Source organism: Pseudomonas cavernae, from assembly GCF_003595175.1.
GTDB classification, from domain to species: domain Bacteria; phylum Pseudomonadota; class Gammaproteobacteria; order Pseudomonadales; family Pseudomonadaceae; genus Aquipseudomonas; species Aquipseudomonas cavernae.
Window position 1 is genome coordinate 2,545,696 of record NZ_CP032419.1, and the last position, 21,145, is coordinate 2,566,840.

16 protein-coding genes and 5 pseudogenes are annotated in these 21,145 nt (G+C 58.9%); 5 read left to right on the plus strand and 16 right to left on the minus strand.

The features are described from left to right. Window positions 1–9 precede the first annotated feature (9 nt). The 5 genes from D3880_RS11655 to D3880_RS11670 form a co-directional block, all read right to left on the minus strand. Complete coding sequence (locus D3880_RS11655; RefSeq protein WP_238474346.1) at window positions 10–456, minus strand: bleomycin resistance protein; 447 nt, start codon at window positions 454–456, stop codon at window positions 10–12. A gap of 104 nt (window positions 457–560) precedes the next feature. Further along, window positions 561–905 carry a putative quinol monooxygenase gene (locus D3880_RS23395; protein ID WP_119893604.1) on the minus strand — a complete coding sequence of 115 codons (345 nt, stop codon included), beginning with the start codon at window positions 903–905 and terminating at the stop codon, window positions 561–563. Between the two features lie 116 nt (window positions 906–1,021). After that, a complete protein-coding gene (locus D3880_RS23400; protein ID WP_218567610.1) occupies window positions 1,022–1,345 on the minus strand; it encodes a dihydrofolate reductase family protein in 324 nt (107 codons plus the stop codon). Continuing rightward, window positions 1,285–1,731 carry a dihydrofolate reductase family protein gene (locus tag D3880_RS22945; RefSeq protein ID WP_218567569.1) on the minus strand — a complete coding sequence of 149 codons (447 nt, stop codon included), beginning with the start codon at window positions 1,729–1,731 and terminating at the stop codon, window positions 1,285–1,287. Before D3880_RS22945 ends, D3880_RS23400 begins: the two co-directional genes overlap by 61 nt. Window positions 1,732–2,163: 432 nt before the next feature. Continuing rightward, window positions 2,164–2,448 carry a helix-turn-helix domain-containing protein gene (locus tag D3880_RS11670; protein WP_119893605.1) on the minus strand — a complete coding sequence of 95 codons (285 nt, stop codon included), beginning with the start codon at window positions 2,446–2,448 and terminating at the stop codon, window positions 2,164–2,166. A gap of 81 nt (window positions 2,449–2,529) precedes the next feature. Here D3880_RS11670 and D3880_RS11675 point away from each other — a divergent pair, with 81 nt between their 5' ends. Continuing rightward, entirely contained in the window at window positions 2,530–2,988 is a 459-nt protein-coding gene (locus tag D3880_RS11675) for a hypothetical protein (protein WP_119893606.1), read from the plus strand. Between the two features lie 698 nt (window positions 2,989–3,686). On the opposite strand, the gene D3880_RS11680 is transcribed toward D3880_RS11675, so the two are convergent. From D3880_RS11680 to D3880_RS11695, 4 genes are read right to left on the minus strand one after another with little or no spacing between them, the layout of a single operon-like run. Continuing rightward, window positions 3,687–5,996 carry an nSTAND3 domain-containing NTPase gene (locus D3880_RS11680; RefSeq protein ID WP_119893607.1) on the minus strand — a complete coding sequence of 770 codons (2,310 nt, stop codon included), beginning with the start codon at window positions 5,994–5,996 and terminating at the stop codon, window positions 3,687–3,689. After that, window positions 5,993–8,041 (minus strand): ATP-binding protein, encoded by a 2,049-nt coding sequence (locus D3880_RS11685; RefSeq protein WP_119893608.1) that lies wholly within the window; start codon window positions 8,039–8,041, stop codon window positions 5,993–5,995. The genes D3880_RS11680 and D3880_RS11685 overlap by 4 nt, the downstream gene beginning before the upstream one ends. After that, the gene (locus D3880_RS11690) at window positions 8,038–8,568 is read right to left on the minus strand and encodes a hypothetical protein (RefSeq protein ID WP_119893609.1); all 531 of its coding nucleotides are present in this window, start codon (window positions 8,566–8,568) and stop codon (window positions 8,038–8,040) included. Before D3880_RS11690 ends, D3880_RS11685 begins: the two co-directional genes overlap by 4 nt. Then, window positions 8,568–9,887 (minus strand): SIR2 family protein, encoded by a 1,320-nt coding sequence (locus tag D3880_RS11695; protein WP_119893610.1) that lies wholly within the window; start codon window positions 9,885–9,887, stop codon window positions 8,568–8,570. The genes D3880_RS11690 and D3880_RS11695 overlap by 1 nt, the downstream gene beginning before the upstream one ends. Window positions 9,888–10,533: 646 nt before the next feature. Here D3880_RS11695 and D3880_RS23405 point away from each other — a divergent pair. Both D3880_RS23405 and acs read left to right on the plus strand, forming a co-directional pair. Next, window positions 10,534–10,620, plus strand: a pseudogene (locus D3880_RS23405) (DUF6988 family protein); the annotation flags it as partial. Between the two features lie 21 nt (window positions 10,621–10,641). After that, window positions 10,642–12,468 (plus strand): annotated as a pseudogene (gene acs, locus D3880_RS11700) (acetate--CoA ligase); the annotation flags it as partial. Window positions 12,469–13,273: 805 nt separating this feature from the next. Here the strand turns inward: acs and D3880_RS11705 are convergent. Next, window positions 13,274–13,948: pseudogene (locus D3880_RS11705) on the minus strand (LysR family transcriptional regulator); the annotation flags it as partial. Between the two features lie 344 nt (window positions 13,949–14,292). Here D3880_RS11705 and D3880_RS11710 point away from each other — a divergent pair. Next, on the plus strand, window positions 14,293–15,642 hold the full coding sequence (locus D3880_RS11710) for an esterase/lipase family protein (protein ID WP_119893611.1): 1,350 nt from the start codon (window positions 14,293–14,295) through the stop codon (window positions 15,640–15,642). Window positions 15,643–15,787: 145 nt separating this feature from the next. On the opposite strand, the pseudogene D3880_RS11715 reads toward D3880_RS11710, so the two are convergent. Further along, window positions 15,788–15,988, minus strand: a pseudogene (locus D3880_RS11715) (IS110 family transposase); the annotation flags it as partial. 105 nt (window positions 15,989–16,093) lie between these two features. Here D3880_RS11715 and D3880_RS11720 point away from each other — a divergent pair. Then, window positions 16,094–16,389, plus strand: a pseudogene (locus tag D3880_RS11720) (transposase); the annotation flags it as partial. 87 nt (window positions 16,390–16,476) lie between these two features. Here the strand turns inward: D3880_RS11720 and D3880_RS11725 are convergent. The 5 genes from D3880_RS11725 to D3880_RS11745 form a co-directional block, all read right to left on the minus strand. Beyond that, window positions 16,477–17,214 carry an ABC transporter ATP-binding protein gene (locus D3880_RS11725; protein WP_218567570.1) on the minus strand — a complete coding sequence of 246 codons (738 nt, stop codon included), beginning with the start codon at window positions 17,212–17,214 and terminating at the stop codon, window positions 16,477–16,479. After that, window positions 17,150–17,968: an ABC transporter ATP-binding protein gene (locus D3880_RS11730; RefSeq protein WP_119893612.1), complete on the minus strand. Its 819-nt coding sequence runs from the start codon at window positions 17,966–17,968 to the stop codon at window positions 17,150–17,152. The genes D3880_RS11725 and D3880_RS11730 overlap by 65 nt, the downstream gene beginning before the upstream one ends. Further along, a complete protein-coding gene (locus D3880_RS11735) occupies window positions 17,965–18,957 on the minus strand; it encodes a branched-chain amino acid ABC transporter permease (protein ID WP_218567571.1) in 993 nt (330 codons plus the stop codon). Before D3880_RS11735 ends, D3880_RS11730 begins: the two co-directional genes overlap by 4 nt. Then, a complete protein-coding gene (locus D3880_RS11740; RefSeq protein ID WP_119893613.1) occupies window positions 18,957–19,907 on the minus strand; it encodes a branched-chain amino acid ABC transporter permease in 951 nt (316 codons plus the stop codon). The genes D3880_RS11735 and D3880_RS11740 overlap by 1 nt, the downstream gene beginning before the upstream one ends. A 101-nt stretch (window positions 19,908–20,008) precedes the next feature. Then, window positions 20,009–21,106 carry a branched-chain amino acid ABC transporter substrate-binding protein gene (locus D3880_RS11745; RefSeq protein WP_162934988.1) on the minus strand — a complete coding sequence of 366 codons (1,098 nt, stop codon included), beginning with the start codon at window positions 21,104–21,106 and terminating at the stop codon, window positions 20,009–20,011. Window positions 21,107–21,145 lie beyond the last annotated feature (39 nt).

The following is a 21,145-nucleotide window of genomic DNA, read 5'->3' on the forward strand; positions in this document are numbered from 1 at the left end:
TTATTATACCTAGGCGTCAACGGCGTGTTCGCCGATAAGAGTACTTAACCTGATTAGATATCCGTCTGGATCCATGATCATAAATTGCCTGACGCTTAAAAATTTATTACCGACTCGATATTGTTTCTGTTCTAAGGGTAGCTTAACTGGATAGCCATGCTTCAGTAAACGATTGTGAATTCCATCAAGATCTATAACGTTTATCTGGAAATTTATACCTCTGCCAAAGGGATATTCGAGCTTTGCTGTAACCCATGGATCATTTTTTGGATCAAGCTCTTCTATTTGCTCAAGCATTAAAAAAGCGCCGTCGAGCTCTATTGTTGCAAAACCATCCTCTGAGCGTTCGAAACAAATCGCGAAACCAAGCAGCCCCGTATAGAACTCTAGGGCCTTTCCGATGTTTCGAACATTTAGCTCTGGTGTTAACGGGGGGAACATATCGGTATTGGCCATAATTCATACCGTATAACGTTGGAGTTAAGGGCGCGTTTTTGGCGCATGCCAAAAACGTCGACCCTTGAGTTGTTAGGCGGCGGATCGCCCCCAGCCGACGCAAGCTAAAGCGATTGATAAGGAGTGAACAGTCGCACGGGTGACCCCTCTAGCACCCTGACCAACTCAGGTGCTGCGTTCCCGCACACCTCACCAGCTGCCGTGCAAGTCTTCAGCATCGCGTCCATGAGTCCCCCGATGTTTTTGAGATGTTCCATTAGAGCTTGCGAATCACGATACCTCTCAAGAACTAGGCATTCGGTTTGGTCTGCATTGAAGTACAACTCGTACTGCAATGTACCCGTATCTTTCGTTCTAACGACTTCCATACATTGAGAGGCAACTTGCTTGAACTCCTCAAGTTTGCCGTCATGAATCTTCAGTCTTGCGATTCCTTGGATCTCGTTCATAGGTTTCAATGCCTCCGGTGATTGGATTCCAGCCGCCTAACGCCCGCGCTCAGGGGTGCCGCGACAGCGGCGTCCCTTGGAGTGTTGTTAGCGGGCACAGTTTGTAGACAGCATATTCACGTCGCATCTGTAGCCATCTTGGCGCGCCGGCTCAATTCTTTCGCGCTTGGCTCAGCCGCGCCAAATGCGCCAAGCGGAATATCTCCAACTGGAACATAGGTGCTCATCACAACGCCAGTTGTTGAAACCTTCGAAGCCACGAGGCGCAGTGCACTTGGCCTTGCGCCTTTTTCAAACAATCGCTTTCCACGGCCAAGAACTACCGGGAACGTCCATATGTTGTATTCGTCAATGAGCGATGCAGCTTGTAGCGTCTGAATCAGATTGCCGCTGCCAATGATTTGAAGGTCGTGTCCGGGCTGACCCTTGAGCGCGGATATGTCAGGATGTCACCGCCAAGTACCGTCGAATTGTTCCATTGCAATGACTTCAAAGTGCGGGACGCCACATGCTTTTTTGCCGCATTGAGCGTCTTCGCAATCGGATCATCCTCTGGTTGGTAAGGCCAATGTGCCTCGAATATTTCGTAGGTTTTGCGGCCGAGTACAAGCTCTCGATCTTTACCATCGAAACCTGACGCAGAGAGATCCATCACTTCATCCCAGAAAGTGAACGACCAACCACCTAACGTGAAATTTCCGGTTGGATCTTCGGTCGGCCCTCCTGGTGCCTGCATGACACCGTCCAGTGATGTAAATGTGGACGCAATGAGTTTCCTCATAGGTTCTGGAGCCTTACTAACTGTTAACTGTGATTTATCTTCCATAAATCAATCACTTACCTAATTTAATTTTTTTCGGGATTTATACGTGCGAGGCATGTGACTGCTCTTGCCTCAGCAGAGGATGATCTTTCCCACAAACATGGATGCCATCGTAGCCGAGCTTCAGTAGCCGGCACACAAGCTCTCTTGGGAAAACCATGAAAGATGGAGCTCGCCTCGCTGGATAGTCCCGTGAGGCCTCGACGGCAAGCAATTGCCGCTCGTGGGAGCAGCGCCCGATCCATCTCCATTTCTACCTCGACAACTGCCGGCGTTTGCTGCGTTGCGTGAGGGCATCCATCCGCCATGTCTGCGTGCAGAACTACCGGGTTCTGCGCAAGGCGGCCACCTATGCTTACCACATCTGCCGCGAGCCACTGAAGCAGCACCTTGAGACAGATTCGAATGAAGGCGGCTAGCTGCACGATAAGTGCATCAGATATCGACCTCACTCAACTCCCGCTCAATTCTTTCAAACAATTCGCGGAGGCTGACCTCTGGATTGGCTAAGCGATATGCCGCAGCAAGGATGCTCAGTGGATGAACGTCCAGGGTCTCCCCGATCTGGTCGATCTTAATGAGCGTGGCATTCCGGGTCCTGCCTTTTTCCAGCGTGCTGATGTAACTCTGGCTCGGGCCTAAGCCCTCTTGGCTGTGCTTTCGAGCGGAGCGAAAGATTCTGATCGCCTCACCAATTGCGGGTTTGAGCACCTGTCCCATTTGTCGCCCTGCAAAAGCTACGATGAAGCCGTGCGCCGACAAATAGGGCTATGCTGTATATTGATAATTGAGGGGGTTCTGATGTTTCAGACTTTTCCATCTGCCCAGATTCAGTTCTTACCCTTGTTCGGAGAGAAGCATCTTCTTTGGTCAATGGTGGAGCACGACATCCACCGACCTTGGTTTTATGTGACGGTCGTAAATCTCTATGGGGATCTCGACATGCGCAGCATGGTCATGGCCGGAAATGAGGATTCGTTGCAGGAGATCCTTCAGTCACAGCAGGCGGATTGCTACGTAGAAGGCGTGATGGTTGCCACTCCAGGACACGTCAACGGGACCGCACGCTGGCAGCTTGAGCCGCTAGAGAAATTAGTGGCTTATCGGGAAAAGGGCGGCGGGTCATCGCTTGTCTATTCCATCACGGATGGTCGCACCTATGTCATGGGCGAGCAGAGTCTCGTAAGGGATGACCATCCTGATCAGGAAATGCTTTACAGCACTGGAATGCTCCGAGTGTGTTCCTCGGGAAGTGACTAGGGGCAGGGAAAAGTAGCGGGTCTTCCTGTGTTCAAACAAAGTCTGTGATTTCAAATGCTGATCGCACAGCGCAGGCGGGATACACACTTCTGGGAATTGCTCGTCGTAGGCCGGGCGTTACCGTAGCTAACTTATTGAGGCGGGCTCGATATCGTTTGGAGGCTTGCCCGCTTCGAAGAGTCGCTTCCGAGTCATCTGAGGATCAACCCATTATTCGGGACCGGCTTTTGAAATGAGGGGCTGCGGCAAGAGCGGATCATGTCGTGAGCGTGAGGTCGAAGACTATCCATACCTGCTGGAGCATGTGATAGCGGCAGTACCTTTCCGCCGGAGAGCTTTGGATCGAAGAGTGGAATCTTCCTTCTGGACCGGCATGTCAGGACCTCGCAAGCGGGAGCTTGGGCCGCTGTTCAGGTGACCAGCCCTTCGGCAATTGGACTCCCACACAATTCACGCGTCCATGAGGTGCTTTCGAAAGCGGAAGCCGAGAATTATGCGCTAAGGTGTCTACAAAAACTGGGGCGATTCAGTCTGCTTTTCGCTCAAGACCGCATTCATTCCTACAGGATGTTGTAGGGCTGCGAGGAGCGAGACGTCGAGCTGATAGTCGAAGCCAGCTTGAACGGCGGCCGCGCCCGCGGGAGACGCTTTGCTTCTGCGCTATCGGTCAAGGATGGGTTCAACGCGTCGGAGCGCGATTATTTGTCGACATCTTCGAACAACGAGCGCTTTGTGACGACTGGAGTGGGAGGCGGAGCTTCTTCCTTATTTTGCGTCACGATGTGCGTCCAATCCGCTTCATCTTCGGAGCCTTCATCATGCTCGCGCTTGCGCTCTTCAAGCGCCAAGATTGAGCGCTTCACGTGATCGCGCGCGTCGCCGATCAAGGCCGTAGCGTCAGTATCGACACCAATCGCCTCAATGCGATCAATCACGCTGAGAAGCTTCTTAAAGTGGCTGTCAGGCTCTTCGTTCAAGTCGGCGTCGGCGGTCATCTCGTCGATCCGCTCCTCGAGCGACGGCAGCACAGTTGTCCGCAGCGCTAAGCCCACACCGATAAGCTTTAGCGGCGGTATGACCGCTAACATTTGTGCTTCCTCAAAGAAGGAGACGTCGAGGCCGTTGAGCACGGCAGACTCTAGCTTGTCGGCTACATCCGATCGCAGATCGTCAGGCAAGACGCTCAGGTGATGAGCACGTGCGCAGGTGGCGATCTGGGGATCGTTGCTGGCGAGATCGGATTGCCAGCAAGGCCTTCGAAGTAGATCTGGAAATTGTTCGACGGCTTTCTTGAATACGGCCTCACTCGAACGATAGGACAGGAAGTGGAACAGCATCCAATTGCGGTGCCATTCGTCGGGCGTGCGGCCAAGTCGTGCGACCAACGCGTCGTCGAGCGTCGTCGGGATAACAAGCCCATCTCGAATGAGCGGCGAGCCTTCACACGTGAAGCTGAGAATGGTGTCGATAGGCGCGCCTCGTATAAGCGCCGCCATCATATGGGGCTTCTGGCGCATAATCTCCGTTAGGGCGTCGGAGATCGTCGGATGGGCGAAGGTCCATTTTGATCCGGAAAGCTTCAGGAACGAGCCCTTCAGCTCAGCGAAACAATCCTGAATTTTAGTGAGAGTGTACCCCGTCAGCTCCGCGACCGTCTGTGCAGCCGAAGCGTCATGATCGCTGGGATCGAAGCCGGCCTGATGGACATAAACGAGGATGAGCGCGGCCTGCAGCTGATCATCCAAGGCGTTGACGGTATCGATCAGATGCTCTGTCGGCTCCTCCATGAAGCGGACGAGAGAGCTTTCGCGAGGCGCTAGTCCCTTGGTGAAGTTTGGGTCGCCGAGACGTTCGGCGATTCCAGGGAGGAAATCGCGAACTGCGGCGACTGCATCCAGATGCGGCTTGACGCTCGATCGCCAGCTCTGGCTCTGCTCGCCGAAATTCAAATGGTTATAGAGAATCTGCGCCTTCTCTTCGGACGTCAGCTCGCCGACATCCACCACGGCGCTGCCATCTGCGAACAGGGCAAGGTTGCGCTGTCCGAGCCGACGCCGCGCCGCTTCATAGATATGCTTGCGGGAAGTTAGGAGAAAGCGATTGCCATGCTTAATCGCAGCCCGCAGCTTGGAGAAGGCCGACGTCCAATCCTGCACATAGTCGTCGCGTAGCACATTCGAGCCGAAAGCATCGTCAATCCAGAAAAAGCGTCCTGGGTCATTGGGATTCCAACCGGCCTCGAAGTCGCGTGGGCTGGTCAGAGCAAGTACGGTGTTGTCCGGATTTTCCGATGCTATGGTCGAGACGATGGCTCCAATCGCCGATTTGCCGCTTGAGGGGTTGCCGAGCAGCAGCACTACGCCGTGCTTGGAGATCGCATTGACCGCAGCGCGATGAGCCTGGGTAGGCACATAAGTGCGAAGTTTTGGGATCCAGCTGTCAAGCAGCGCTCGGCTCTGCTCGCTGAGCCGCTCATCCAAGATCGAAGTGAGGTCCCCCAGACCGTAGACCTGCGGGACAAGGGCCCGCAGGCGCGCGCTGCTCCTGATAACACGGACCATATACTGGCGACCAAGTATGTGCGGTTTACGCACACCGAGGGCCCGGAGTCTGGCACGCATTGCGGCTGCGACGGGCGCATCCACGCTCATGTTCGTCATGAAGGCGTAAGTGTCCGCCTGGCCGGCTTTGACCAGTTCTTCGACATGATCGATCTCGGCGTTGAGATCGCTAAGCTTCAACGTTTTTACTGCATCGGACGTATGCTTGCACTGGACCGTACCAATCGGCGGAGCGTCGTTTCCCGCAGGAATGAGGAAGACTGCGTCCTGACCGCCGTCTTGGGCTTCGCGGAAGATCTCCACGGGTCGGCCGAGTACGACCTCACATACCTGCGAACATAGATCCTGAAACGCGCGCCAGCCGATGGTATGGAGTGCCAAATCGCTCCAAGGGCCGTGCGCTCGACGCTCGCGCGGCGCCGGAGGCTCGATGCTCTCGGCCTTCATGCGGTGGCCACACCGCGTAGAACACCGACCGGCATCGGATGGATTACCTGGTCTGTGACCACGCTCGTTGCGCCGAGCGGCCCAAGGTCGATGTCAAGACGCCGGCCTTCCTCAGTCGCGGTGCTCATCAAGCGTCGGCACAGGAGATCGGCGAGCGCGGGGTCCTCAACGGCGCAGATGATCTGACGCCCATCCAAGCGCAGAGCGGCGAGCACTTCCACTAGGTGAAGGGCCCTAAAATCGTCGATGTGCTGAACGGGGTCGTCGAGCAGCAGGGACCTGAGTGGTGTCCACGCCCGCGCGAGATGGACTGAGAGAAGGAAAGCGAGACCGGCGGCACGACGTTGACCGCTGCTGAAGACAAATTGCGGGTTCAGGCCGTCTCCGACCTTCAGGCTCAAGAAACGACGGACGTCGCCGCGAATGCTGTAATCGATTGTCCGCCAGTCGGCGTGCGGTCGCAGGCGCTGGTACAGTTCGTTGAGAAGCGGACTGATCTGAGCGAGACGCTCATCGATTATTTCGGCGCTCACACGCCTAACCGAGCGTTCGATTTCGCGGGCCGCTGTGGCGGCATTTTGCGACTGGCTGACCGCCTGCGCCAGCTTCTCTATTTCAGCTCGCAGCGCCGATATGTTGCTTTCGATCGACGACATTCGCGATACCGCTTGCGAGGCCTCCAGCACAAGCAGCGCACGCTCGAGGTCGATCAACCGGTCGCGTTCGGGAGAAATGGCCTGCTCCAGCCCGTCAGGATCCTGGATGAAGCGGTGCTCGAGCCCCCACTGATCGTAGAAATCGACATGTGCCGCTTCCTGCTCGCGAAGCCGGCGCAGCTCGTCTGCATGAGTTTGAACCGTGGCGGCGGCTGCCTGGAGCGTGAGGCTGGGTAGCCGCGCGTTCTCTTTCGCGGTGGCGAGAGCATCGCGAGCGGCCTGAACGCCCGACGCCAGTGATGTGATCCGTCGCCGCGCTGCGGCCAGACCGGCAGCAAACTCGTCCGGGGTCCGATAGGCTGCGCATAACGGGCAATGATCTTCGTGCAGCCCTAGGCGCTCACCGTGCTCGACCAGAAGGCTCAGCGACGCTGCGATCGCGTCCACCTCTTCTTCGCGCGCGAGGCGTTGTTCGGCTTCCGAGACCGCTTGCTGCGCAGCCTGATGCTCGCGCTGCGCCTTTTCGTGCGCCTTTGATGCGGTCTCTCGATCCGCAACAGCCTCCGAAGTGTTGTAGGCCGCCTGTACTGACGCGACCTCGCGACCGAGTTGAAGCGCTTCGCTCATTCGACCCAATCGGGCTCGTCCGTTCGCGAGTGCGTTTCTACCCGCCGTCAGTCGTGCCGTCAGTTCGGGCGGCGCATCCGGCGCGGCGGCTCCGATCACCTGGAGGGCGGTGGACACATCGCCTGACCGGCTAAGGGCGGCGTGCGTCTCAGACTGTTGCGTCAATCTGTCCGCCAACCGCGAACGGGCAGCCTCATAGGCGGCCTCATCTTTAGCGTGCGCGGCTTCGGCGGCCGCCACAACTTCCTTGGCTCTACTACCTGCTTCCGAGCCTTCTAAAGCACCGAGCGCCGAGCGGACGAGATCGAATCGCTCCGTTTCGGTGAGGTCTAGGCTGAGCGCGGCGATCCATTCGTCGCGAATGATTGATGTTCGGGTGAGCTGCCGGAGTGCGTTGTCTGGCGCAGGCCCGCCGCAAAGCGCGGCCTGGATTTCGTCCGCTGATCGATCAGCGCCCGACTCGCGCGTGCGAGTGATGGTGAACGGCTTGCCGTCGTCGTCGACGAACGAGACCGTTACATAGTGGGCCTTTGGAACGCCTTTGCCACGCCACCATAAATAATCGCTGAGGCTTTCCTTCGCCGCCTTCTCGACGGCATATTTGTCGATGGAGCCGGTGATCGCGAACTCGACCGCATCGCATAGCGTGCTCTTGCCCACGCCGTTCCGGCCAGTGATGACGGTGAAGCCCCGTCCGAAGTTGATCCGGACGAGATCCCTGAATCCACGAAAACCGCATGCTTCGATGAAATCGAGTCTCATGATGTCGCTCCCAGGATGCGAGCGACCTCCGCCGGCGTGGTCTCTTTCAGGAACGCGGTAACGGCCTCAGGAGGAATGTCCTTCAGCCTGGTGCGCAGTCTCGTTTCGAAGTTAGACGCGGCGAGCAGTGGCTTGGAGCGTAAGGACAGCAGTGGTAGCAGCGCCTTCTCAACGTCATCCGCTGTGGCGATCGAGGCCCTGGCGATCTTTCGGGTCAGAGAGAAATCCTCTTCGATGCGCTCGATCTCGCGCCCTCTGCGCGCATCCTGATCCGGGGTCAGAAAGACCGAATAGACGTTCCACGCTTTCGCTCCTGCGCCGCGCAACGAAGCGGCGTGGCGGGTGAGCGCGACTTGCTGATTTGCACGCCAGGTGCTGAGAAGAGTATCTGCGGTGCCGAAGACGTGGACGAATCCCATTAGTGCCGCGCTTTCGAAACAGGTCACGGGGCCGGTCGAGCCAGACCACGTCCAAGTTTCATACTGGGCGTCGCGAAGGAGTATTTCGGCTTGCGTGAAGATGTCCATTAGATGCCCAACGCCGCTCTTGCCCCAGAGAAGTCGTACCATTCGCCCGCTGGGTCAGGACGAATGACGTCGCCAGCGCGTCCGCTACGGACGACGTTATCCGGCACGCCCAGGTCGGTCGCGCCCACTGCCACAACGATGTCTGACCGCATCACAGCAGGCGGCTCAACGAATTTTCCGCGCAGCGTTCCGAGGACGGATTGCGCTCCGTTGAGGACACGGATGCTCCGGCCGTTCAGTTCATAACCTTCGGCGCGTTGAATGGCCCCAGCCTGACGTAGCAGCAAGTGGAAGAAGCCGAGGGCTTCCGGACTTGCTGGGCGCAGGAGCTTGGCCGGCTCCGCCGCCGAGACGCCTTCGGCATCCCGCCTCAGGCCGTACAGAGCCTCGCTATCGAAATTCCCGATGTTTAGCCAAGCTGGGTCGCACTGGATTCCGGTGGCGTGCTCGAAGGTGGCCCGTCCGGCATCCAGCACTTGTCGAAGGTAGTTAGATGAGAACGCGCGACGAAGCTCGTCGAGCGCCACAGCCCCAGACTCTTGGACATGCTCGAACGTTACGTTTTGCGCGTGCGCCATCTCCCAGAGCTGCGGGGCCTTCTGCTCGAGCGTGTTTGTTGGCGACAGGTCGATAACTGTCACGGACAGCGGTTGGACGTCGATCAGCGCTTCGCCGATCACGGCATTGAGATATTCCCAGTCTGACCAGAAGCCGACGACGAGCAGGTCCTTCTGCCGAAGGTTGGCAGCCATCCAAACTTTGCTTCGCGCAATGCGGGCCGAGATGGTCGGATCATTGAGCTGCGAAGGCGCCCAGACCGTGGCTGGCCGATCGCGGTGAGAACAGCCATGGAATTTCAGCAGGGGCGCCTGACGAACGGAATCGGCGGTGGCTTCATCTCCGTCGAGCGAGCCGCGGAAGTCCGCGCCGTAGTCCCAGGCGCGTCGTTCGATGAGGGTGTCGTAGTTGCTCGATATGCCAGCAACGGCAGCGCGGGTGATGAGAAAATCCGCTATCGCGGCATGCCCCGTGTTCGAAGGCCGCACAAAAGCGGGCCAGGGCACGAGATGCTCGATGAAGACCGATTGAAGGGTGTTGAGTCCCGCGAAGTGTTCGGCGAGCGCCTCCAGATTGTCCCGAAGTGCGAGGTCACAGTTCGGATCAGATTCAAGACGGTATTTGTCGAAGCACCGCTCGGCGACCGTCCGGGCCGCTGGCAGGCTGCTAGGCGGCGCCATCGACAGCCCGGCGCCACAGACCACTAGAAGCCGGCCGGCGTTCATGGAGGCTAGCAGTCGAGTGATTGTCTCAGGCGTCATGCGAGCCCCCACCGAGAACGAACTCGCCGACTTGATTCGGTTGCGATTTTGTCGATCCAGCTGATCGTATTAATGGCACTCACTGCTGTCCCTCGCTAATGCCTGAGCCCGCCTCTCGACGTGAAAAAAACTGATCGAATCCTCGCCCCCTTACCCTTCGACAGGAGATCGTGGCATCGACCTGCGGCTACAGCGTAACACTCAATATTGGCTAAGTGCCCAGTGACCAGCATCCGCCCCGATTCCCGCTTGCAAACAGTCCGCTTCTGGCCGAGGCTGTGTAAAAACGTTTTAGAGCAGGTTTGACTGTCAGGATCGGGACGAAAATCGCGCTCCTACGCAAATTTCTGGTCTGCTGATTAACCAAGCGCTGGCGGATTTTACGTAGCAACGCAGACTTCAAAACGGTGCATGCGTTTTTACACAGCCTGGGCCGAGAGCGGAACTCGCCTCCGATCAGTAGAATGTCCTGCTGAAAGGCATCTCTTTAGACGGGCTCCGCATGCTCTTTGATCAGTTGCTCGCACGCTCGGCGATACTGGAGGATCGGCTCGCCGGCTTCTTCTCGCTACCGTTGGTAAATGGTTCCAGCCGCCTACAGGCAACCAGGGCACTTGCTAGCCTTGGATTTTAGCATGCTCAAAGCATGAAGCATCTGGTGGCGGCTGGTCTGTATACATCTGCCGCCGCTCTACTTCGAGTGCAGTATGAGTCCCTGGTTCGTGCTCTTTGGGCGCTCTACGTAGCGACGGACAGGCGCCTCGACTGGATCAAGCCTTTCACCAAGGTGAAGCAGACCTCGTTCGACGACCACCACGTCGACATCAAGTGGTTCGCCGACGGCACCCTCAACGTTTCCGCCAACTGCCTCGACCGCCACCTTGCCGAGCGCGGAGACCAGCCAGCGATCATCTGGGAAGGCGACAACCCCGCCGAACACCAGGTCATCACCTACCGCGATCTTCACGAGCGCGTCTGCAAGTTCGCCAACGCCCTGCGCGGCCAGGACGTACACCGCGGCGACGTGGTGACCATCTACATGCCGATGATTCCGGAAGCCGTGGTCGCCATGCTGGCCTGTACCCGCATCGGCGCCATCCACTCGGTGGTTTTCGGCGGCTTCTCCCCCGAGGCCCTGGCCGGCCGCATCATCGACTGCAAATCCAAGGTGGTGATCACCGCCGACGAAGGCCTGCGCGGTGGTAAGAAGGTGCCGCTGAAGGCCAACGTCGACGACGCCCTGACCAACCCCGAAACCAGCAGCGTGCAGAAAATCGTGGTGGTCAAGCGCACCGGCTCCGACATCAAGTGGAACCAGCACCGCGACGTCTGGTACGAGGACCTGCTGAAGGTCGCCTCCAGCCACTGCGCGCCGAAGGAAATGGGCGTCGAGGACCCGCTGTTCATCCTCTACACCTCCGGCTCCACCGGTAAGCCGAAGGGCGTGCTGCACACCACCGGCGGCTACCTGACCTATGCCTCGCTGACTCATGAGCGAGTCTTCGACTACCGTCCGGGCGAGGTTTTCTGGTGCACCGCCGACATCGGCTGGGTCACCGGCCACACCTACCTGGTCTATGGTCCGCTGGCCAACGGCGCCGCCACCCTGATGTTCGAAGGCGTCCCGAACTACCCGGATGTGACCCGCGTGGCGAAGATCGTCGACAAGCACAAGGTCAATATCCTCTACACCGCGCCGACTGCCATCCGCGCCATGATGGCCGAGGGTAAGGCGGCGTTTGACGGCGCCGACGGTTCCAGCTTGCGCCTGCTGGGGTCGGTCGGTGAGCCGATCAACCCGGAAGCCTGGCACTGGTACTACGAGAACGTCGGCCAGAACCGCTGCCCGATCGTCGACACCTGGTGGCAAACCGAAACCGGCGCCTGCCTGATGACCCCGCTGCCGGGCGCCCATGCGCTGAAGCCGGGCTCCGCCGCGCGTCCCTTCTTCGGCGTGCAGCCGGCGCTGGTGGACAACCTCGGCAATATCCTCGAGGGCGCCACCGAGGGCAATCTGGTGATCGTCGACTCCTGGCCGGGCCAGGCGCGCACCCTGTACGGCGATCACGACCGCTTCGTCGACACCTACTTCAAGACCTTCAAGGGCATGTACTTCACCGGCGACGGTGCGCGCCGCGACGAGGACGGCTACTGGTGGATCACCGGTCGGGTCGACGACGTGCTCAACGTCTCCGGCCACCGCATGGGCACCGCCGAGATCGAAAGCGCTATGGTCGCCCACCCGAAAGTCGCCGAAGCGGCGGTGGTCGGCGTGCCGCACGACATCAAGGGCCAGGGCATCTATGTCTACGTGACCCTGAATGCGGGCGAGGAGGCTTCCGAGCAGCTGCGTCAGGAGCTGAGGGCCTGGGTACGCAAGGAGATCGGGCCGATCGCCACCCCGGATGTGATCCAGTGGGCTCCGGGTTTGCCGAAGACCCGTTCGGGCAAGATCATGCGCCGCATCCTGCGCAAGATCGCCGTTGCCGAATACGACGCCCTCGGCGACATCTCCACCCTGGCGGATCCCGGCGTGGTGCAGCACCTGATTGATACTCACACGACCATGAACATCGCCTGACAATTCAAGCCTCATCAACGCCCACCCGCCCGGCTGCTGACCGGGCCGGGCTTAATGAGTTGGTCAGCCTAATCGAGAGGCTCTGCAGCTTTCCGCTTGCAGGGTTGTTCTCGTTTTTGGGGCGGGGATATTTCATGCCGCGATGAACGCAGAAGCGGCCGGAGGTAAGGCCTGAAATGGGTTGGCAGCAGTCAGTAGGGAGAGTCAGCTTTCGGCTGTGGATTCCGGCTTGTCATGACCGGCAGCAGTCGGTCGATTCTGTTGAAAAAGTCCCACTGCAATTTCTGCCTGCGAAAGTAGGTGGCTGACGTTGAAATCTGAGCCGGTAACCAACGCCGAACTGCTTTAAATTTCGCGCAGCAACGCCTCAATCGGTCGTTTTTCGGCTTTTTGCTCGAGAACCGAGACGGCCCCGACTTTTTCAACAAAATCGGCCAGGAGCGGCCAGGAGCGGCCAGTGGACAGGCTGATGGCAAATGGGTAGCTTCAACCTACCGAGCTGATTCTGTAGCGACTTACTCGATCACGGCCTTCGCCGCGGTACCGGCGGTGGTCTATGACTTCGGCCCCAGCCGTGCCGGCGAACAGCTACTCCGACCAGGAGGACAATGAGCGCGGTCCCGGTGCGCCAAAGCGTCGGCCTCGGGGCTGGGATCAATAGCGAGCAGGAAACTCGACCGACAAAGTGCCAGGGCACCCTCGATCTGCGAGGCCTCCCGTCATCTCCGAACTCCCACCCAACCAAAAAATCAATCACTTATACGATCCATGGTGGAATTTTTGCTTTATCTCGGCATAACCCCTAGTTACCTTCGCCCAGGATCTCCCGGTCCTTCCCGTGTTCAGTGAAGAGCCAGGGGATACGACGCCCGCTGCTGGGCAGTTAGAACTGGATGCAGTCGTGGTCGTCAAGATCGCCCAGGGACATGGGGGTGCCGACCCTGGCCAGGTAATCCGGGGTGGCCACGACAACCAGCCGTGCATCTTCGAGATGCCGGGCGATGAGCGTCGAGTCGGGTTGAGCGCGCACCCGGATCGCCAGATCGTAGCCCTCCCCTACGAAGTCGATTTTCCTGTTGCTCAGGTGGATATGAATCTTCACGCCCGGATGGCGCTCCCTGAAGCGCGACAAGAGCGGGAGGATGCGATGGTGGCCATAGGTCGTGGAAATACTGATGCGCAGCTCGCCTGTGGGTTCGAGCTGCTTCCCCATCACTTCACGCTCGGCTTCCACCAGTTGGGTCAGCGCCTGACGGCACTGTTCGAAGTAGGCACGACCGCTTTCCGTGAGGCGAATGCTGCGGGTCGTTCTCACGAACAACCTCGTACGCAGACGTTCCTCCAGTCTCGAAATCGACCGGCTCACTGCCGCCGGCGTGACCCCGGCTGAGAGCGCCGCGGCAGTGAAGCTCCCCTCCTCCGCGGCAAGACAAAAGAGCTCGATGCTGCCCAGCTGGATGTCATCAAAGTGGCGCTTCACGATTAATTACACCGGGTATCAACTGAAGTATCAGATCCTACATTTGCCCAACAATCGGGCACAAATAGAGCTCATCCCATGAAGTCGAACCCGACGCCTCCCGGTCCAGGAAGCCCGATGAAATGGCAAGGTCAACACACAGTTCAGGTTTGCTTGAGCTGTGCTGTGTCGATCGGAAGTGTACGTAGCCGTTTCCCCGTGGCCGCGAAAATGGCATTGGCTACTGCCTGATGCAGCCTATTGGTTCGCCAGGCCGGTGCCCGAGCAGCAGCTGCTAGACTGGCTGCATGCCTGTGACACCGTCTTGACCTCAGATCAGCCGCACGCACCTCAAGGCTTCGTTCATGCACTCTGCCGCGCAACTGGTCGCCACGCTCGTACTTGCCGCAGGCCTGTTGGGCTGCAACGAGTCACCACGTCCCGACCTGAAACGGCTCTACCAACTCAGCAGCCCCCAGGCCGAAACCGCGCCGGTCATCTTGATTCCAGGGGCCTTCGGCACGAGCCTGCGCGACCGGGTCAGCGGCGAAGAAATCTGGCCGGGGTCCTGGTGGCGCATTCTGTTCTCGTCCTATCCGGAACTGGCCCTCGACATCGATCCGCATACGAATAGGCCGCTCCCCTCGAGACTGGAGCCCTCGGGCATTGCCGAGCAGGCGCTACGGCGCGACTTTTACCGCCCGATCCTGCGAACGTTGACGCAATTCGGTGGCTATGTGCGCGCCCAGCCCGGGACGCCGGCGCGCAAGGGCGAGCGCCGCTACTACGTCCTGTCCTACGACTGGCGCCAGGACACCTTGAACAGTGTGCAAGAGCTCGATCGGCTGATCGAGGCGGTGCGTCGTGACTACGCCGATCCTGCGCTACGGGTCAACCTCGTAGCGCACAGCATGGGTGGTCTTATCGCACGTTACTACCTGCGCTTTGGCACCCGCGACGTGCTGGACGGCGAGCCTCACCAGGTGACCATGGACGGTGCGCCGCAGGTGCGCAATCTGGTGTTGCTGGGCACACCCAATGGGGGATCGGTCAGCTCGTTGCACGCCTTCATCGGTGGCGAAAAGGTCGGTCTGGGGCGTATTTCACCACGCACGCTGGCCACCTTTCCCAGCGGCTACCAGCTGTTTCCCCACCCGCTCAACACCTGGCTGGTGGACATCGAAGGTAAGCCGCGCCACGACGACTTGTTCGACCCCAAGACCTGGCAGAGCATGGCCTGGTCAATCTATTCACCCAGCCTGTCCTCCGCTGTCGACGCACCGGTGATGCAACGCTATTTCGCCTATAACCTGGAGCGCGCACGTCGTTTGGCTTGGATGCTCTCCGTGGCCGAGCCGGTATCGCCGATCCGCTACGTGCTGTTTGGTGGCGGCTGCCACATGACGCCTGCACGGCTCCTGGTGGAACAGCGCGATGGGCGCGACACGGTACGCCTCACGCCAGCGGACATTGCTGCACCCCGGCCCGGTGTGCCCTACGACGAGCTGATGATCGAGCCAGGTGATGGACGCGTCACCAAGCCGTCGCTGCTGGCACGCGAGACGCTGGACCCAGGCGTGCCACAGAATGAGGACAGCTTTCTGCCGGTCGCTTATGCGTTTTTCCTGTGCGAGAACCACACCGACCTAACCAGCAACATCAATTTTCAGGACAACCTGCTCAATGTGCTCCTGTCGAACCAACCCCGGCCCTGAAGTCAGCTCCGCAGGGGGGAAATCGACTTTCATTTCCACCATTCACCGCCCAGTCGGGGCACCAATGGTGGACCGATACAGCATGGTCCACCCCGCTTCGCCCGACCCATCCTATGGAGCGCCTCGTTTTGTGGGAGATTCCATGTCAATCAGCCGTGGCGACTCTTGGTCGATACGGCTGTTGGCTGGTCATCAGGGCAAAAGCAATTCTGGCCAGCTTGCGCGCCAGGATTATCAGTGCCTCGGTTTTCTCCAGGCCTCGCTGCAGGTAACCCTGGTAGTGGGCCTTCCAGGCAGCTGTGCGGCTGGCCGCCATCGCGGCGGTGTAGAGCAGCCGGCGGATTTCCAGCATCACGGCACCTTGGTGCGCTTCACACCCCCAAATCTGACCGGTGGGCCTCGCTGATTGCGGAGAGGCCTGGCCTGCTTTTGAGGCCCACCAGGAGGTGCCATGAGCAACCAGCGTTACCCCGAAGAATTCAAGATCGAAGCGGTCAAGCAAGTGACCGAGCGCGGCCGCCTGTTGCCGAGGTGGCGGCACGGCTGGGCATGTCGGCACACAGCCTGTATGCTTGAATCAAGCGCTACGGCAAGCCCCAGGAACAGCGGCAGCAATAAGACGAGCAGGAGGCCGAGCTGCGCCGTCTACGCGCGGAACTCAAGCGGGTTACCGAAGAGCGAGACATCCTAATAGAGGCAGGAGCCATATGCGGTAGTTCCGCACGTACGGATCTGTGCGAGGGGGTGGCAGGTAACTGCCATTCCTACCGCGACCACTGGAAACTGGTATCAGCGCAAATGTTTCAGCGCGCGTACCTGCCCCGACTGAATGGTTCAGTGCTCCCCTGCTCCTGCGAAATACAGGTGCATCAATTCCGGCCGGCCACTGATCTCTTCCGGCTCACCATGCAGGGCGCAGCGTCCGCCCTCTAGGACATGAACGTAGTCGGCAATCTCTATCGCCAGTCGCGCGTTCTGCTCGACGAGCAGAATAGCGATGCCTGAATTGGCCAGATCAAGGATAATATGAAAAATCTGCGTGATGATCTTGGGCGCCAACCCTAATGACGGCTCGTCGAGCATCAGTAGAGAAGGCTCGGCCATCAGCGCTCGACCGATGGCGAGCATCTGATGCTGGCCTCCGGACATGCGGTTAGCTGGGCTGTTGCGACGCTCCTTGAGGACCGGAAATAGCTCAAAAACCTCCGCACGCAAAGTCTCGAAGGATTTGTCGGTACGACCGACGTGTCCGGCAATCAGGTTCTCCTCGACCGTCAGGCGCTGGAGGATCTGCCGACCTTCCGGACACAGAGCCAAACCATGGCGCACCACTTGGTCAGGGCGCAGGCGGTTGACGTCCTGTCCGTTGAACACGACCCGACCCGAGGTAATCTGGCCTAGCCCGGTCACTGCGTTGAGGAGAGTCGACTTACCGGCACCATTGGGCCCCACTACAACGACGATATCGCCTGCAGGTACCTTCAGGTCGATATTGAAGAGTACGTGCTTAGGCCCGTACGCGGCGCTGAGATTTTCGATTTCGAGCAGATTCGCGGATGTCGTCGAGTTCATTTTCAGTTCCCAGATAAGCTTCCTGCACCTCAGAATTGGCTTGTACTTGCTGTGGTGTACCTTGGTAGAGCAACGCACCATTGTGCAGGACTATGACATGGTCGGAGAGCGACATAATCAGCTCCATGTCGTGCTCTATCACGATGATAATCAGGTCTGGCCGTCGCAGCTGTGCGATGCGCTGCTTGAGCTCCCGGCTTTCGGACTCGTTGAGCCCGGCAGCGGGTTCATCGAGCAATAGCACGCGCGGCTGGCGTACCAAGGCCCGGCAGATCTCCAGCATCCGCTGCCGCCCATAGGGCAGAGTCCCAGCCTGTTCATCCGCGTATTTCTCCAGGTCGAATTGGCGCAGCAGCTGCAGGCAGTGCTCACGCCGACGCTCACGGTGGCGAGCGGCCGAACGCCAGAAGAACAGATCACGAAGAGTACTGCCCTTCTCAACCGGATATAGGCAGACCTCAAGGTTCTCCAGCGCGGTCATACGATCGAACAGCCGAATGTTTTGGTAGGTCCGTGCGACACCTGCCAAGCTGATCTTGTATTTGGCCTTGCCATCTAGGCGCTCGCCATCAAGCCGGATGCTCCCGGAACTGATGGTATAAGAGCCGGCAATCAGGTTGACGAAAGTCGACTTGCCTGCCCCGTTAGGGCCGATGAGGCCATAGATGTTGCCCGGTTCTAGCGTCATCGACAGGTCGTTCATCGCCATCAGCGCGCCGTAGGATTTGGTCAGGTTGGAAATCTGCAAGCTCATTTGTTCAATACCACCCTGAACAGTTGTCTTGGACCGAAACTGCGTGGCACCAGCCCCTCCGGACGTACCAAAATGATCACCACCATCATCAACCCCATGATCAGCATCCTGTACTCGGAGTACTCGCGCAGGATCTCTGGAATCAGGATCATCACCAGCGTGCCGACTATGATTCCGAGGATGTTGCCCGCCCCACCGATGACAATCATCAGGACGATCAGGATCGACTCGTGGAGAGTGAAGCTTTCCGGGCTGACAAAGCGCTGGAAGGTGGCGAAGATGACTCCCGCCCCGCCAGCTATGGCCGCGCTGACGGCAAACGCGGTGAGCTTGATACGGGTTGTATTGATACCCACGCCAGATGCAGCGTCTTGATCCTCGCGCAAGGCGAACCAGGCCTTGCCTTGCAGCGACCCCTCGAGCCGGTAGACAATCACCATGCAGACCGCTACCGCAACCAGCAGCAGCCAGTAGAAGTCGAGCGGCGTGCTCAGGACCTCCCCACCAATGCTTGGCCGATCTAGCCGACTCAGGCCGCGAGGCCCATTGGTCAGCCTGTCGAGGTTGTTGATCAAGATACGGATGATCTCGCCGAAGCCCAGCGTGACTATTGCTAGGTAATCCCCACGTAGGCGAAGTACCGGAAAACCGAGCAGCACCCCGACAAAGCCACTGAGCATAATGCCAATTGGCAGGATCGCCAGGAAGGGAAGGTGCAGCCCTAGGTGAGGGCTGGCCAGCAATCCATAGGTATAGGCGCCGACCGCATAGAATGCGACGAAACCGAGGTCCAACAGGCCGCAATAGCCGACCACGATGTTCAAGCCCAGGCCGAGCAGGATGTAGATGAGGATGCTGTCCGCGACTCGGATCGAACCATAGGGCATGAAGGGCACGGCTGACGCCAGGGTGATCAGGGCCAGCAGGAATAGTAGGCCGCCCCAACGGGTTCCCGGATGAGTGCGGGGACTTGCATGCATGGTATTCATTAGAAGTCCCTCTTGTAGACCATGCTTTCTTCTGTGATTGGCTGCCCCAGGAGGCCTGCCGGGCGGAACAGCAGCACCAGGATCAGAGCTGCGAAGGCAAAGATGTCGCGATATTCAGGGCCAAGCGCGCCGTTGCTAATAACCGGCAGCAGGGCCGTGCCGAAGACCTCCAGCAACCCCAGCAATATGCCGCCGAGCACCGCACCCGGAATGCTGCCGATGCCCCCCAGGATTGCCGCAGTAAACGCCTTCATGCCGATGAGCACGCCCATGGTCGGGGTCACCACACCGTAGTAACTGGAATAGAGGATGCCGGCGACTGCCCCCAGTCCTGGGCCGATGAGGAAGATCAGGCTGATGGTGCGGTTCACGTTGATGCCGATTAGCCCAGCCGTACGCGGGCTCTCGGACACCGCACGAACGTAGACGCCCATGCGCGACTTCTCGACAAACAGATAAAGTCCGGCGAGCAGTAGCAGAGCCAACAGGGTGATGCCGATCTGCAAGGTAGTGATAGAGGCACCCGCGACATCCAGGCGTTGCGATGGAATAATCGCCGGGAAATGCAGGGGTTGCGGACCGATGAGGATCTGCATTGCTGCCTGCAAGGCCAGAGATAGTCCCAGCGCACTGAGCAACGGTGCCAAACGCGAGGAATGGCGCAGTGGGCGATAGGCGACACGCTCGATGGCAATACCGATGAAGCCGACCGCGAAGAACACACCCATCAGCAGCACAGCCAGGAGCAATGGGCCGGGGACGATGCCGCTGACCCCAAGCAGTGCGAGAAGGCCCAGGCAGATATAGCCACCCAGCATGAACAGCTCGCCATGCACGAAGTTGATCAGGCGCAAAACACCGTAAACCATGGTGTAACCCAGAGCGATCAAGGCATAGAGCGAGCCGATGGTCAGGGCGTTGAAGGCCTGTTGCAGAATGTACGAAGTCATCAGCTAACTCTCCCTGACGGGCGGCCGATGGCAGCAGGCTGCGCCGGCACGCAAAGGGGTCGCCCTGCGCCATTGGTCGATGACACAGGGGCGTTGTGCGGTCAGTCGTTGCTGACCAGCTTGAACTTGCCGCCCTCGACTTGGTACAGGTAGAGACCACCGCTGCTGATCCCCCCCTTGTCATCGAACTTGATATGCCCGAGGGCGGTATCGAGGTCGGTCTTCCTGAGCTCCTCAAGGATCGCGGTACGACTCAACTCGTCAGCGTTCTGCATGGCGTTGGCCAGAATCTGGGCTTGAACCCAGCCATACACGGTCTGCGGGCCCGGGTCGCTGTTGAAGGTCTTGCTATACAGAGCCCGCAGCTCACGCAGCTCCGGCGAGGAGTCATAGGGTGGAGCCTGGAATGAGACCAGCGCTCCCTCGGCCCCATTACCGCCGAGCTTCATCAACTCATCGGTGTAACCGCCATCTGGCATGATCAGCTTGGCCGTCAGACCGAGCTCCTGGGCCTGCTTGGCGAACAGCGCGAGCTGCGGCATCACAAAGCCAAGGTAGATGACATCGGGCTGTTGCTGTTTGAGGGCGGTTATGGTGGAGCTGAAATCCATGTCGGTGGCATTCAGTCCAGAGAGCGAGGTGATACTGCCGCCCATCTGCTGGAAGGTTTCGGCAAACTTCTCCGAAACCCCCTGGCCGAAGGCCTGCTTGTCGTTGACCACCGCCGCCTTGCGAGCAGCCAGCTGCTCATATGCGTAGCGGGCGCCGATGCGACCCTGGGCGAAGTCGTTGGGGGTCGGCTGAAAGATATTCTTATAGCCCAGCTCGGTCACTTGCGGGCTGGATGACACGGTAATCTGTGGCAGATCGCAGCCACTGTAGATGTCCATGGTGGGAATGGTCACCCCGCTGTTCAGGTGACCTATGATGGCAAGAATATCGCCCTCATCGCAGAAATGCTGGGCGATGGTGGTACCTTCCCGCGGGTCGGCCTTGTCATCCATCTGCTGAATCTTCACCTGGCGGCCCTTGATACCACCCTTGGGATTCACCACCGTATCGAAGTAAAGCTTGGCGCCGTTATGCCAGGTGGTGCCAAAGAAAGCCTGCGCTCCTGAAAGAGGTCCAGCGGCACCGATCACGATATCCTCTGCGGCGATGCTCGGAACGCTGAAGCTCGCCAGGGCACCGATGCCCATTGCAAGGACGCAGTTTTTTATACTTTTCATCTTTCTTGC

Coding starts and splice junctions, on each gene's coding strand:
- D3880_RS11730 (WP_119893612.1), bottom strand. CDS start 17,968: ATGAGCTTGCAGATTTCCAACCTGACCAAATCCTACGGCGCGCTGATG.
- D3880_RS11695 (WP_119893610.1), bottom strand. CDS start 9,887: ATGACGCCTGAGACAATCACTCGACTGCTAGCCTCCATGAACGCCGGC.
- D3880_RS11655 (WP_238474346.1), bottom strand. CDS start 456: ATGGCCAATACCGATATGTTCCCCCCGTTAACACCAGAGCTAAATGTT.
- D3880_RS11680 (WP_119893607.1), bottom strand. CDS start 5,996: ATGAAGGCCGAGAGCATCGAGCCTCCGGCGCCGCGCGAGCGTCGAGCG.
- D3880_RS11690 (WP_119893609.1), bottom strand. CDS start 8,568: ATGGACATCTTCACGCAAGCCGAAATACTCCTTCGCGACGCCCAGTAT.
- D3880_RS22945 (WP_218567569.1), bottom strand. CDS start 1,731: ATGGAAGATAAATCACAGTTAACAGTTAGTAAGGCTCCAGAACCTATG.
- D3880_RS23395 (WP_119893604.1), bottom strand. CDS start 905: ATGAACGAGATCCAAGGAATCGCAAGACTGAAGATTCATGACGGCAAA.
- D3880_RS11745 (WP_162934988.1), bottom strand. CDS start 21,106: ATGGGCATCGGTGCCCTGGCGAGCTTCAGCGTTCCGAGCATCGCCGCA.
- D3880_RS11685 (WP_119893608.1), bottom strand. CDS start 8,041: ATGAGACTCGATTTCATCGAAGCATGCGGTTTTCGTGGATTCAGGGAT.
- D3880_RS11740 (WP_119893613.1), bottom strand. CDS start 19,907: ATGACTTCGTACATTCTGCAACAGGCCTTCAACGCCCTGACCATCGGC.
- D3880_RS11670 (WP_119893605.1), bottom strand. CDS start 2,448: ATGGGACAGGTGCTCAAACCCGCAATTGGTGAGGCGATCAGAATCTTT.
- D3880_RS11735 (WP_218567571.1), bottom strand. CDS start 18,957: ATGAATACCATGCATGCAAGTCCCCGCACTCATCCGGGAACCCGTTGG.
- D3880_RS11710 (WP_119893611.1), top strand. CDS start 14,293: ATGCACTCTGCCGCGCAACTGGTCGCCACGCTCGTACTTGCCGCAGGC.
- D3880_RS11675 (WP_119893606.1), top strand. CDS start 2,530: ATGTTTCAGACTTTTCCATCTGCCCAGATTCAGTTCTTACCCTTGTTC.
- D3880_RS11725 (WP_218567570.1), bottom strand. CDS start 17,214: ATGAACTCGACGACATCCGCGAATCTGCTCGAAATCGAAAATCTCAGC.